General features: G+C 64.6%; 11 protein-coding genes. 4 read left to right on the top strand and 7 right to left on the bottom strand.

Features of this window, described 5'->3' with window-relative positions; translation table 11 throughout:
* Positions 1 to 11: 11 nt before the first annotated feature.
* Positions 12 to 596 (top strand): hypothetical protein, encoded by a 585-nt coding sequence (locus ACOGW9_RS12990; RefSeq protein ID WP_419911900.1) that lies wholly within the window; start codon positions 12 to 14, stop codon positions 594 to 596.
* A 31-nt stretch (positions 597 to 627) separates the two neighbouring features.
* Here the strand turns inward: ACOGW9_RS12990 and ACOGW9_RS12985 are convergent, their stop codons facing one another.
* On the bottom strand, positions 628 to 2346 hold the full coding sequence (locus tag ACOGW9_RS12985) for an N-acyl-D-amino-acid deacylase family protein (RefSeq protein ID WP_419911898.1): 1719 nt from the start codon (positions 2344 to 2346) through the stop codon (positions 628 to 630).
* Positions 2347 to 2486: 140 nt separating this feature from the next.
* Between ACOGW9_RS12985 and ACOGW9_RS12980 the strand changes: the two genes are divergently transcribed.
* A complete protein-coding gene (locus ACOGW9_RS12980; protein WP_419911896.1) occupies positions 2487 to 3464 on the top strand; it encodes an alpha/beta hydrolase in 978 nt (325 codons plus the stop codon).
* Between the two features lie 55 nt (positions 3465 to 3519).
* The gene (locus tag ACOGW9_RS12975; protein ID WP_419911894.1) at positions 3520 to 4314 is read left to right on the top strand and encodes a VOC family protein; all 795 of its coding nucleotides are present in this window, start codon (positions 3520 to 3522) and stop codon (positions 4312 to 4314) included.
* Between the two features lie 47 nt (positions 4315 to 4361).
* Here ACOGW9_RS12975 and ACOGW9_RS12970 read toward each other — a convergent pair whose 3' ends face one another.
* The 3 genes from ACOGW9_RS12970 to ACOGW9_RS12960 form a co-directional block, all read right to left on the bottom strand.
* Positions 4362 to 5141: a type II restriction endonuclease gene (locus ACOGW9_RS12970; protein WP_419911892.1), complete on the bottom strand. Its 780-nt coding sequence runs from the start codon at positions 5139 to 5141 to the stop codon at positions 4362 to 4364.
* A 60-nt stretch (positions 5142 to 5201) separates the two neighbouring features.
* Entirely contained in the window at positions 5202 to 6329 is a 1128-nt protein-coding gene (locus tag ACOGW9_RS12965) for a DNA cytosine methyltransferase (RefSeq protein WP_419913079.1), read from the bottom strand.
* A 273-nt stretch (positions 6330 to 6602) separates the two neighbouring features.
* Positions 6603 to 10271: a hypothetical protein gene (locus tag ACOGW9_RS12960; RefSeq protein WP_419911890.1), complete on the bottom strand. Its 3669-nt coding sequence runs from the start codon at positions 10269 to 10271 to the stop codon at positions 6603 to 6605.
* A gap of 57 nt (positions 10272 to 10328) precedes the next feature.
* Between ACOGW9_RS12960 and ACOGW9_RS12955 the strand changes: the two genes are divergently transcribed.
* Positions 10329 to 10817 carry a hypothetical protein gene (locus tag ACOGW9_RS12955; RefSeq protein WP_419911888.1) on the top strand — a complete coding sequence of 163 codons (489 nt, stop codon included), beginning with the start codon at positions 10329 to 10331 and terminating at the stop codon, positions 10815 to 10817.
* A 116-nt stretch (positions 10818 to 10933) separates the two neighbouring features.
* On the opposite strand, the gene ACOGW9_RS12950 is transcribed toward ACOGW9_RS12955, so the two are convergent.
* From ACOGW9_RS12950 to ACOGW9_RS12940, 3 genes are all read right to left on the bottom strand, one after another.
* A complete protein-coding gene (locus ACOGW9_RS12950; protein WP_419913077.1) occupies positions 10934 to 12211 on the bottom strand; it encodes an ATP-binding protein in 1278 nt (425 codons plus the stop codon).
* A gap of 77 nt (positions 12212 to 12288) precedes the next feature.
* Complete coding sequence (locus tag ACOGW9_RS12945) at positions 12289 to 12561, bottom strand: type II toxin-antitoxin system RelE family toxin (RefSeq protein WP_419911886.1); 273 nt, start codon at positions 12559 to 12561, stop codon at positions 12289 to 12291.
* 11 nt (positions 12562 to 12572) lie between these two features.
* Positions 12573 to 12806, bottom strand: coding sequence for a hypothetical protein (locus tag ACOGW9_RS12940; protein WP_419911884.1), 234 nt, complete (start codon positions 12804 to 12806; stop codon positions 12573 to 12575).
* Positions 12807 to 12808 lie beyond the last annotated feature (2 nt).

The following is a 12808-nucleotide window of genomic DNA, read 5'->3' as shown; positions in this document are numbered from 1 at the left end:
GGGGCTTGACGGTGAAGAGCCAGGGATGGATCGGCAACGCCGCCAACGCCACGCTGCTGGCGTGCGATGCGCCTGCCGCGGCGCTCGGCGGCATCTACAACGTGGCCGACTCGGCAGCGCTGTCGATCGCCCAGATCGCCGAGGTTGTGGCCGACGAGCTCGGTCATAGCTGGGAGCTGGTATCGCTCCCCTACGAGCTCGCAGCACCGGCACGACCGCTGGTGGGCAACTGGTCCAGCACCCACCGGGCAGTCGACATCGGGCCGACTGTGCGCGATCTCGGCTACCGGGACGTGCTGGCGCCCGTCGATGCGTGGCGGGCCGCCGCCCGATGGCTGGCTGAGAACCCACTCGAACGCGGCGGAACGCTCGAACAGCGGCTGGGCGACCCCTTCGACTACGACGCTGAAGACCGGCTGGTAGCGGCATGGAATGACGCCCGCCGCGGGCTCAGGACAGCGCTGGACAGCATCGACTGGTCCAGCGAGCCGAACTACGGCAGCGCCTACGTCGGCAACCGTCCCAACCCGGGTGTCGCAGAGAAGCGGCAGAGCCTGAACGCAGCCGAGCCTCCTGCCAAGTCGGCCGGCCGTTGAGCCGGCCCGCGAGCGAGCTTCCCAGGGCCGATCAGCGGGCCAGCGGGCCTCGCAGGAGCTGACCCGGCACAGCGCCGGTCACCTTCCCGTGCTCGGTGATGACCTCGCCGTTGACGATGGTGGCAGCGAAGCCCGTGGCGGTTTGACGTAGACGGGCGGCGCCAGCCGGCAGGTCGTGCACCAGCCTGGGCATGTCCGGCGACACCGTCTCAGGGTCGAACACGTTGACATCGGCTGCCTTGCCCACTTCCAGCACACCACGGTCGTGGAAACCCCATGCCTGCGCCGGCAGCTGGGTGATGCGGTGCACCGCGTCTTCCAGCGTGAATTCCTGGCGATCGCGCACCCAGTGGCCCAGCAGGTGGGTCTGCAGCGACGAGTCCATGATCTGGGTGACGTGCGCCCCGCTGTCGGAGAACGTGGGGATGGCCCGGGGGTGCTTCAGCAAGTGCAGCACCAGGTCCTGGTCCTGATTGGCGAGGGCCTGGACGAAGAACATCTCCAGATCGCTGTCGAGCGCGAGATCGACGAACGCCTCCATGGGCGTCGTGCCACGCTCGGCTGCGATCACGTCCATCGTGCGGAACGGCGGCAGCGGTCGCGTCAGCGGGTAGATGTGCTCCCAGACGGGCTTGCGGGCCTCCGGGCCGAGAGCTCTGCCGTAGTCGCCGTTCTCGGCCTCGTCGACGAGGCGCCGCCGGATCTCGGGATCCCGCAGCGCAGACCACTGCTCGCCCCGTGAGCTCGCGCGCACCTCACGCCACAGCGGCAGCACATCGAACGGCAGCGAGGTCTTGAACGAAAGCAGGGTCCCCAGGCAGCGAGTGTGCGCCTGACCCCACGAGACGCCGCCCGCTGCGTTGATGCCATCCAGCAGCTTGAGCACCGGCTTCCAGTGGTGGTCCTCGCTGGAGGGGGCGAGCATGCCGTACGTCGTGGGCACGCGCGTGCGGGCGGCCAGCTCGACGATCTTGGCGACATAGGCGTCGTTGCGCTCGGCGTCACGTGAGCGCAGATCGCCGTGGTTGGCCAGCTCGAAGATGCCTGCGCCCATGACACCCATCTCGCTGACCAATGCGTCGATCTCCGACCATTCCGCCAGTCGAGAGGCAACCGGGCGGTCGTCGGCGGTCTCGTGGTTGTAGGAGATGGAGGTGGTGAAGCCGATAGCGCCGGCGTGAAGCGAATCGCGCAGCTGCTGCAGCATCAGCGCCAGCTCGTCATCGTTGGCGCCTCGGTCGAAGGCGGCCTCGCCCATGGCCCAGGTGCGCAGTGCTGAGTGGCCGAGGTAGCCGGCGTAGTTGATGCCCTTGGGGGTGGCGTCGACGAAGTCGAGGTATTCGGGGAAGGTCTCCCACGTCCAGTCGATGCCTGCGGCCATCGCCTCGGCGGAGATGTCCTCGGCTCGTTCGAGGTTGCGCACCACGAGATGGCGGGCGTCGGGTCGGGCAGGGGCCAACGTGAAGCCGCAGTTGCCCATCACGGCGGTGGTCACACCGTGGAAGCACGAGCTCTCGCCCATCGGGTCCCAGGCGATCTGGGCGTCCATGTGGGTGTGCACGTCGATGAACCCCGGTGTGACGACGTGGCCCTCGGCGTCGATGGTGCGGTCGGCATGGCGGCCTGCGAGATCACCGGGCGACTCGCCGATCTCGGCCACGACGCCGTCGGAGATGAGCACGTCGGCCCGGCGCGGTTCAGCGCCCGTCCCGTCGATCAGACTCCCGCCTGAGATCAGCAGATCACCCATGTCATGCCCCCGTCATCGCCGCCGCTTTCGCAGGCGGCCGTGCCCGCATCAGCGTACGGCAGCGGGAGGCCGGGCACCGGCGGACGCTTGGCCCCCAACGGCGCCGCGAGGCTCCGGCCCTGCCTCATATGCTGCGCGCCGTGACACTTGAAGCAGAAGCATCCCAAGTCATCGACCAGCTGAACGCCCTGGGCCGACCGTCATTCCAGGATGTCGGTTACGAACGTGCCCGGGCGGGCTTCGAGGAGATGCCGCCTTCGGGCGAGTTCGTTGAGGTTGCCACCACCGAAGACCGGACGATTCTCGGGCCTGACGGCAACGAGATCGCCGTGCGGATCTACCGCCCAGGCGACGGCGCAGCTACTGCCGACGCGAGCGGCACGCTCGGTTGCCTCGTGTATTTCCACGGCGGCGGCTGGGTGGTCGGCAGCATCGAGACCCACGACCGCACATGCCGGGCGCTGACGATGCTGGCCGGAGTCGTGACGGTGTCGGTGGATTACCGGCTCGCACCCGAGGATCCGTTCCCAGCGCCGGCTGACGACTGCTGCGCCGCCACGCAATGGGTGATCGACAACGCTGCGTCGTTGGGCATCGACCCAGCTCGTGTGGCGATCGGCGGCGACAGCGCAGGTGGCAATCTCGCCGCCGCTGTGGCACTCATGTGCCGCGACGGCGCCGCGAACGGCGACGCTTGCGGTCAGCCGGCTCTGCAGGTGCTGATCTACCCCGTGACCGATTTCGACCGCGACACGCATTCGATGATCGCCAACGCCGAGGGCTACCTGCTGACCCGCGACACGATGGCCTGGTTCGACGATCTCTACTGCCCGCCGTCCGAGCGGAGCAACCCGTACGCAGCCCCGCTCGCAGTCGACGACCCCTCGGGCGCGGCGCCTGCGTTGGTCATCGTGGCCGGACACGATCCGCTGCGCGACGAAGGCGTCGAATATGCACAGAAACTTTCCGATGCCGGAGTGCCCACGACGCTCATCGAATATCCGGGCCAGTTCCACGGCTTCTTCGGCATGACGCGCTTCCTGGATCAAGCACACGAGGCGCAGGAACTGACCGCCATTGCGATGCGACGTGCCCTGGCAGCCCCCGAGGCCGACTGACGGAAACCGATCCACGAGAGCGACGCAGCGAGAACAACGAGGAGAGACCGAAGACATGCCGATACGAGACAGCCACGCGGCCGGGACACCCTCGTGGGTCGACTTGGCGACCACCGACGTGGAGGGCGCCATCGACTTCTACAGGGCGGTCATGGGCTGGGACTACGAACGCGACCCCACCGACGAGATCAACTACGTCATGGCCGTTGTGGACGGGCACCCGGCTGCAGGGGTGTTCGACATGCCTCCCGAGATGCTCAGCGAAGGCGTGCCGCCCTGCTGGAACGTCTACGTCACCGTGGACGATGCCGACGAGTTCGCCGGCAAGGTAACGGAGGCCGGCGGAGCAGTCATGCGACCGGCCATCGACGTGCCCGAACCGGGTCCGAACGCCGCGGGCCGCATGGTCATCGCTGCCGATCCGACCGGAGCCGTGTTCTGCACGTGGGCGCCGATCGCCGCGATCGGCGCGGGAATCGTGAATGCCCCGGGTGCGTTCACCTGGGCCGAGGTCGCCACGCACGACAACGACGCCGCAAAGGCGTTCTACTGCGAGCTGTTCGGCTGGGAGGCGGGAACGATGGAAGGCGTGCCCGACTCTCCGACAGTCTTCACGCTCGACGGGGACCCGGTGGCGAGCACGTCGGTCGCACCGCCGCCTGGCGTGCCGCCGCACTGGCGGGTGAGCTTCGGGGCGAACGACGTTGATGCCGCCTGCGCTGCGGCGACGGCCAACGGCGGCAACGTGATCGTGCCGCCCTTCGACTGGGGTCCAGGCCGCATGGCCACGATCGCCGACCCAGTCGGCGCGACCTTCGACGTCGTCACCCTCACCGACTGGCCCGAATAGCGCCACACCCGGGCGGTACGGGCTATGCGGCTTTGCCCGTGCCCTGCTCAGGTGTCTTGGGCTTCGAGCGCTTGCCGCAGCAGACGCTCAGCTTCGGGGGACTTCTTCCAGCCGATGCTCGGTGCACGCCAATACGCGTAGAACTCCTCGGCCGTAGCGAAATCGCCATCACCGGCTTCGATGTCTCCGATTCTCGACACCGATCCGATGTACTCCCGCGTCGCCGAGGCCCTTGACCGCGAGGCGATGCGCCACGTCTCGTGGACAACGACGCTCACGTCCATGATGCGTTCGGGCAGTGATGCGTCGTAGGTGTAGAGAACCACGACGGACACATGGTCGGTGTACTCGTCGAACGGGCGCAAGATGCCCGAGAACTTGAGCTGGGGCCACAGGAAGTACGTGTTTCCGGTGTAGAGCGCGATCCGATTGTTGAGACTGCCAGTGGGCGTGCCGGACGCCGAGAGCTTGCGCCGAGCGCACTTGATGTCGACAGCCTGCGTTCCCTCGCCGAATGGTGCTCCGGTGAACTCAAGGTCGGGATACGACCGCTCGGTTCCTTCCTCGATATGCCCGCCGTCCACGTCTGCGGCGCCGCGCGTCAGGTGCCTCCGGAGTTCGATCTCCATGACGTTGGCGAGTGCAGCGGGCTCGCTCGGCAGCGGCAACAGGTGACCGAGGGTGGTCAGCTGCTCTCGGAGATCACCAGGCGAGTGCGCAGTGAGCGGCCAGTCGCTGTGGGCTGCATGCTCCCGGAAGACGCCGACGATAGACGGACGCCAGTCGCGAGTCTGGTCTCGCAACCAGGTCAGCAGCAGGGAATCCACGGGACAAGTGTGCAGGATTCCACGCGGGTGCGTCGCTGCGGACGCGAGCAGCGCACGGCCTCAAGCCACCATCGCAACCGTGGCTGCTACCTGCTTCGCCAGTTGGGGAGGCACTGCGTTACCGACCTGAGACTGGATCGAAGCACGACGCCCCACGAAATCGAAGTCATCCGGAAACGTGAACAGCCGCTTCAGTTCCGGTACTCGCAGCCGCCGGTTCTCCCAATGGAACGGACCGACGTTCGGACCCGGCTGCGCCTGAATGGTCGGTGACGGTCGATGTGGGTCCAGCTTGAGCAGGAAGGACCAAAACCGCGAGCGCCACTCGAAGATGGGGTCGGGGTGGCCGCGCTTCGCAGTGAAGTGGAGATAGTTGTCACCGGGCGGAATCTCGGGGAGCAGGTGCCCCCAACGTCCCCGTACGACCTCCTCGGACTCTGGCACCGTGGCAAGATCCGCCAACGCCTCACCAGTGGTCGTATGCGGCAGTCCGCCGCCGACCGTCTTGCGTCGCTCCCAATCGCCGTGGTGGGTAGGGGCGGGTAACTCCGGAACCGTCTCGCCGCGGCGCGCACCGACGATGAACAGACGCGGCCGCGATTGAGGAACGCCATAGTCGGCTGCGTTAAGTACATCCCACCGGAAGTCGTACCCCGCTGCGCTCAACTCCTTGCGCAGCCGTTCGAAGGCCGGACGGCTGGCCTTGTTGTCGAAGGTCAGCGCGTACACGTTCTCAAGGACGAAGAATCGCGGCTGCGCCTGTGCCAGCACCGCGGTATACGCCTGTAGCAGACTCGCTGCGGGATCGACGCCCTCCCTCTTCCAGTCGAGCCAGAACCCCGACTTCGAGAACGCGACGCAGGGAGGCCCCCCAACCAGCAGGTCCGGCCGGTCGCGGCTGGTGAAACCCCCAGCATGGAGAAGCTCTCTGGTCGTCACGCCGCCATCGCGTCGCGCGGCCAGCGGATACAAGTCGGCGCGCACGACCTCCCGCAGGCACGGAAAATGCGTGCTGGAGTTCTTCTCCATGGTGTCAGCCGCATCTGCGTCCCACTCAACCGCGACGGTGGTTCGAAACCCTGCTTGCTCGACACCAAGGTCGAGCCCGCCAGCCCCAGAGAACAACGAAATCGCCGACCCGACCTCCACCGGCTCAGTGTGGCCCGTGGGCGCAGCATGAGCGCGCATATGTAGATACGGCTTCAGGCTCAGCTGAACTCCGACCACGCGCCTGTTGTCCCGCGAGACGTCCATAGGCGCACCGTACGAATCCGGTGTGACACGGTCGGCGGTGTCCCATCCGGAACGAGCGCGATCGAGGGTGCAAGCTCGTGACCGACCCCCTCTGGTTCCTCTCGAAGCGCTTGCCAACACCCGCCGAGAGCTGCTTGCTGATCCCGTTGCTTGGTTGCCCATAACCAGCGATTCGGGACGCCATCTTGACGTGGGAGTCGAGGTCGCTCAGGCCGTGCCGGGCTTGGTGACGTCGATGACACGTACGGAGATCTTGCGGGCTTCGTCGGTGCTGAGGTTCTGCTTCAGCATCTCCGTCAGCTCCAGCGGACTGCTTGGTCGGCGACCAGAGGGCGGCGACGGAACGTCCTCGCCTCCGAACCAAAGCACGAGGTAGATGCCGTAGCCATCCGTTGCCGGGTCGGTTGTGTATAGACCGATGAGCTGTCGGCGCATCGCGTGCCAGAGGTCGCGCGACGAGTCCAGCTTGATCTCGATCGGCACGCGAGAGCCAAAGCAACTCACACCAATATCAGCGCGCTTGTCGGCTGCTGCACTGGGTTCGCGTGTCAATTCCACTTCCGACAGCGGTCGCGCCCGCTCACGCAACGCCGCCATGATCGCATTTCTGCAGACATTCTCGGGCCTAGGACCTTCCGGACGCCCATGCGGGTCCACATTCCAGAACGGCTGCCAAGGATCGCCGGGACTGCCTCGCATTTCAACGGCAATGTCATCGAGCCAGTCCACAGTGAGCGCTGTGAGGTCAGCGGCATTGGCGGGTACGCCTCCACCGAGGGTTCGCTGAACCTCGCTCACTTTTGGCACGCGATACTCGGTGTCACTCCGCAGGCGACTCTGCTCTTCCCTTGCGTGCCGCAAGGAGTCATGCCATGCCGACATCTCGGGTAGCTGCTCGAGCCGTTGGAGAGCCTCCGTGGCATCAGACTCGGGTGCAGCAGAGAGCTGATTGATGAAGTCGGAAACCCACTCGGAGGCATTGACGGCGACGGTGTGGGCACCGTTCAGATCGAAGGGCTCGAAAGCACCTCCGAGCACATGGACGAGCACCTCTAACGTCGTCGGCGCCAGGCGAGCAGCGAAATGGAAATCTCCCCCCCAGCGCGGCCCGAACTCGTGGTGAAGGAATTCGGCCAAGCGATAGTTGCCAGCAGGATGCCGAGTCGCGAATTCGGCGAGTTCAGCCACATAGCTGTCTTGAAACAAGAAAACGGCCGCCGCGAGCCAACGCGCCCGTTGCGCCACCGTCAAGCTCTTCGCGGCCAGCTTGGCGTCGATGACGTCCTGGACGCCCGTCGTCGCTGGTTCGCGTAGAACGCCGAACAACAGCGAGTCCAACATCTTGAGTTGCCGAATCGGCGCGCTCGTCGGAAACGCCTTGAGCACCCTGCGACGTACGCGGCGCATAGTCGCGTCATCAAAGCCCAGCTCGTTCAACTCGGCGAGTGCATTACTCCATTCGCTGCCCGCCCGGACGTCGCCGATGACACTTCGAACGAACACATCACTGACAAGTTCGGGATCGCCGGCCAACCACCGCTGGAGCCACGGCGGTGGCCGATCCAGTGAATTCGGTACGCAGAAGTACGTCGCGACCACTTGCCGCTTGCGCTCATCGTCGAGAAGCTCTAGGCGGTCAGGTTCGTGACGTTCGACGAGTTGCAAGCCGGCGAACAGTGGCCACGCGGCCCAAGCGTGCTGCGACTGCGCGCTGAGTGAGATCGTCTCGTCAACCGTCGGTAGCTCGGCGAAAAAGACAGCTTCGGCCAGCGCATCGGTAACAGCAGCTGTGAGCCCGCTGTCACCCTGCAAGAACTCGGTGAGCTGTTCTTCGCCGCTGGCGTCTTGATTGCTGCCGGGCCTATGCCCGAAGTAGATGTGCGCGAGTTGGTCTAGCTCATTGACGGGAAATGAGCCGTCGTTGAGCGCATGCAGGTTGTCTCGAATGTGATCGGCCCACTGCTGACGGTGCTCGTGCTCCTTTCGGCGGTTCTCAAGCTTCAGATCACGCATCTCGGCTTCAAACGCGGTGCGTTTCGCATCCAGTGGCCATGCAGCCAGCAGACGTTCCAGCTCTGCACTCAGCAACGGACTGCTGTTCGTCGCATCGCTCACATGGTCAAGCGTCAAACCCTCATTGACATCGGCATCGGTGAGCTGCTGACTGACAACGTTTCTCAGAATGTCCTTTGCGAAGTCCGGGTCGCTCGTTTCGAGAACGAGCGCCTGCTCCAGGCACCATCGGCCGAGGTCACGGGGCAACTTGCTGAAGAACAGCGGCGTCCGCAGGAACCAAGCCCGGTCCTCAAGGCGGCCGTGGCCGCAGCACACGTTGAGCCACTCCAAATAGAGCCTGCGTTGAGTCTCGGGACGTCGTTCGAGCCAAGCGCGGACCGGGCCAGCTGGATCGGCGTATCGATCTGCGACCGTCTGATCCTCGTCCCCTCCGTAGCCCCACCGCTCGACCTCCTCCGGACTCGACTGCTCCAGAGCCTTCAACGCAGCGTCATGGAGGCCTTGCCGTGCATAAGGTCGAACATCAGTTCCACAAGTAGCGGCTGCGGCCAGCCAGCCAAAGAGACGCTCGATGTCTGCGTCATCGCCGAGTTCGTCGAGTGCCTTCACGAGCAGCTGGATAGGCATCATGTCCTGCGCTCGCCGACGGAGCACGTCATCGATGCCGGACCGGAGGCCCTCTTGCTCCAGCAAACTCGCCCACAAGGCGTCCATCACGTCCGCCGCATTCTGAGCCGACGACTGATTGACGATGTCGTAACTCCAGAATGAGCCGAAAGCACCGTGATTGTTCTCACGAGCGCGAATGCCCAAGTACGACCAAACGGCCGCCGGCGTCACACGATGTGGGTACAGCTCGCGCATGGCAAGCCCCGCCAGGTCGTCGTCGGGATCGGCGAGTCGGCGTCCTGCGATGTCGGTGAGCAGCGCCATCAGCCGGTCATCGCGCACCTCGCGATCCGTTTCGAGATGAACGAAGGCACTCAGCGCAGCACGGCGGGTCTGGGCCGACCAGTCCGGTTCACGTGCAATGGCCAACGCCGACTCTGTCAGCGGCTTGGCAGCCTCTCGGTTTGCCCCCTCGACTTCTGCGCACACTCGAAGCAGGAAGCGTGCGATCCGATCACTCGCAAAGTCGTCTGCTTGCCCGCGGAGCAGATCAGCCGCGACCTCGACAGTCTCACCATCGACGATCGAACGAAATGCCCATGCAGTCGAATCCCGATAACCGGCATCAGGGTTGTCACGCCACTGGTGCCCCAACAACGAATCTTCAACGGCGTAACCCGCAAGAGTTCGCAACAGTCGCTGCTTCTGGTCTCCGTTCAAGCGGCTGATGTCGCCATACAGTCCGATACCAACCGGATCGGCATCGACAAGTCGGTCAAGTGCTTCGCGGGAGTGCCCAGCGAACCAAGCCGACAAGCCGCGTAGCGACGTCACCACTCGTCCATCATGTGGGCTGATCATGAGGGCCACAACTCGTTGAACAGGCAAGCCGTTCTTGACCAGCCCGGCGAGGAAGCGGCCGCCGAGAAACTCGGCGATCTGACGGTGCAGGGGTGACACCCGCGGCTGGCTGGCAACGGATCCGGGGTCATGCACGCCCGAGAACAGCTTGGTCCCGAGCGCGCTCCGACGGACGTTCGTGTTTCCGGCAGCGGTTCCTGCGTCAAATGGCAGCAGCTGATCGAGCACCATGTGCGGCGAACCGTCATCGTCGGGGCCGAGTGAGAAGTGGTCAACGCCAGATAGCAGCGCGAGCGCGCACAGTTCGCCCGAGGCAGCCAACAGATCCTCCACAGTCGGAGCAGACGATGGCGTCGCTGCGGTGTGCTCGTCATTGCGTTCTTGCACCATGCGTCTACAAGCGAGGTCGAACGTGTCCAACCGATTCTTGGGCCACGAACTGCCGCCGTGGGCGAACGCGCGAGCGAGCAACTGGAGTGTGAGCGGATTGCCGAGCATTGCGCTGATGTCGCCGTGAGGATCGCTGCTCGCGAAAGCGTGCAAATCGTTCTCATCAAGGTGTTGTGCCAACAGCTCCCGCTGCGAAACCCCGTTGAGAGGGTCAAGTCTCAGCACTGCCACTTCTCCGCTAGGCGTATCCCGCTCAAGGCTGCGGCGGTCGTTGCTACCGAGCCAATCGGCCTCGCGGCACGAAATGCGGTACGTCGGCCAACCGAGCTGATCCAATCGCTTGCGGATTTCGTCAAGCGCTGGACGCCCGTCGGCGGTACCCGCGCGGATCTCATCCAGACCGTCGATAAACAGCGTCTTGTCGCTCCACTCAGGCCTGATGTCAAACGTCACGAAATCCCGGGCGCTGCACAGCACTGCTGCGTCGCCGAGGCCTTCGCACTCGTGCTGGAACTCAATCGACTTGCCGGATCCAGCGTCGCCTAGGAGCACGTACGCGTGCTCCGATCGGAATTCGCTGAGTGAGGCCGGCCCCACATCTTGTTGGCCGCCAGACTCAACCGCAGTGAGGCGAGTACATGTGCGCTCGACGTAGGTTTCGCTCACGGTTCCTCAACCCACTCGCTCGCTGGCGCTGACAGGAACTCGTCCAATGGCACGCCGCCATCGCCCACGACGAGCGTTCGGGCACCGAAGCGGCGTCCGAACTCGTTGAGCCCGGGCAGCGATCCGCGAACCACGCCGGACTTGACCTCGATTCCGAGCAGATGCGGCCCTCGCTGCAGGACGAAATCGACATCGACTACGGACCGACCGTGGCGGTCCCGCCAGTACTTGACCTCGCCGCTCGATGACATGGTGTTGACCAGATGCGCTCCAACGGCGCTCTCGACGAGGTGGCCCCAGAATGTGCGGTCCGCCCGCGCCTCTTCGAACCGATAACCCGAGACCATCGACATCAGCGCGGTGTTCAGCACGTTCAGTTTGGGTGTCGAAGCCTTGGCTGAAGCGACGCGCTCAGTGTGCTTGGACAGGCCCTTCAGCAATCCTGCGTGCGACAACAACTGCAGATAGCGCGTCAGCGTGGTGGTGTTCCCCGCATCTTGGAGTTGTCCGAGCATCTTGTTGTACGACAACACTTGCCCCGAATAGCGAGCACCCACATCGAAGAGGCGTCGCATGAGCGCTGGTTTGTCAACCCTGGTCATCGCCAGCACGTCGCGCTCGATATTCGGCTCGACCAGTCCGCTTCGGACATACCGGTGCCATGCGTCGTGGGCAACCATCTTCCCCACCGATCCGGGGTAGCCGCCGTAGAACACGTACTCGTCCAAGCTGACGCCGAACGCCGAAGCCATCTCGGTGAAGGACCAATGAGGGGAAACCATCGGCTCGAAGCGACCCATGAGGCTCTCATTGAGGCCCGTCTGAATCTGTAGCGGGGCTGAGCCGAGGATGACCACATGAAGCGGACAATCCGATGCGCGGTCGGCATCCCAGAGGCCCTTCACAACGGCAGACCAGTTCGACAGCTCCTGGACCTCGTCCAGCACCAGGACATAGCCGGCCGCCGACTCGTTCGCTCGTAGGCGGCACTGCTCCCACATTTCGACGAGCCATGCAGCGTCATGAGGCGCTGATGGCAAGCGCGCGTGGCGTCCGGGGATCACGCTCGCGTCGAACGGCCCCAGTTCGTCGGACGACTCGTCGGTTCCGCCAGGTTCGCATGCGACCATGCGCCAGTCCTGCCGAATCTCGCTCAGAGCCTGCCGGACAGCGGTCGTCTTGCCCGATTGCCGAGGCCCGAACACGGCGACCAGACGTTCCGGCCTCTCGTTGAGCCGTGCTGCGATTGTCGCTACGAGCGGTCGCCTATACATGGGCACACAGCCAGCATACCGTCGCAGATGCTCTATTGAGCAATTTTACTCAATAGAGCATCTGGAGTGATCTTCAATCAGAGTTGGCGGTATGTGGCTTCGTCTCGTCGAGCGATCCGTAGCACCATGACGAGGTGCTCGTCATCATGTATCTCGTAGACGACCCGGAACTGCCCGACCCGTATCCGGTAGACGCTCTCGAAACCTGTGAGCTTCACACTGCCGCGGGTTCGAGGGGTTTCGACGAGACCGCGCAGCGCATCGCGAACTCGTCGCCGGTCATTCGACGTCAGCCGCCTCGCCTGGCGCTGGGCGGCAGGCGACAGTTCAATTCGGTATGAGTCCGGCAAGGCTCAGAGAGTCAGTCGCGCGTGCCCGGCAGCGAGTCGAAAAATGCCTCGAATTCGACTCCGCCCTGCTCGTTCGCCTCAGCGCGGGCCAACTCGATGAGCGCATAGTCGGCGTCGTCAAGCGATGCATCCTCTAGCCACACGCCGATCGCCTCAGTGATCAGCTCCTGAACCGAGCGGCCGTCGCGCGCCGCAGCCGCTTCCATCGCACCGTAGAGACCGTCGTCGACGCTGAGTGTCTTCATTC

Origin of the sequence: Candidatus Poriferisodalis sp., from assembly GCF_965203655.1 — a bacterium.
Lineage (GTDB): Bacteria > Actinomycetota > Acidimicrobiia > Acidimicrobiales > Poriferisodalaceae > Poriferisodalis.
The sequence above is the reverse complement of the archived record's forward strand: the minus strand, read 5'-3'. Positions and strand labels throughout refer to the sequence as shown.

What these genes read in the sequence shown, in the direction of transcription:
- ACOGW9_RS12975 (WP_419911894.1), top strand. Translation starts at nt 3,520, where the DNA reads ATGCCGATACGAGACAGCCACGCGGCCGGGACACCCTCGTGGGTCGAC.
- ACOGW9_RS12940 (WP_419911884.1), bottom strand. Translation starts at nt 12,806, where the DNA reads ATGAAGACACTCAGCGTCGACGACGGTCTCTACGGTGCGATGGAAGCG.
- ACOGW9_RS12965 (WP_419913079.1), bottom strand. Translation starts at nt 6,329, where the DNA reads ATGCGCGCTCATGCTGCGCCCACGGGCCACACTGAGCCGGTGGAGGTC.
- ACOGW9_RS12985 (WP_419911898.1), bottom strand. Translation starts at nt 2,346, where the DNA reads ATGGGTGATCTGCTGATCTCAGGCGGGAGTCTGATCGACGGGACGGGC.
- ACOGW9_RS12950 (WP_419913077.1), bottom strand. Translation starts at nt 12,211, where the DNA reads ATGTATAGGCGACCGCTCGTAGCGACAATCGCAGCACGGCTCAACGAG.
- ACOGW9_RS12960 (WP_419911890.1), bottom strand. Translation starts at nt 10,271, where the DNA reads ATGGTGCAAGAACGCAATGACGAGCACACCGCAGCGACGCCATCGTCT.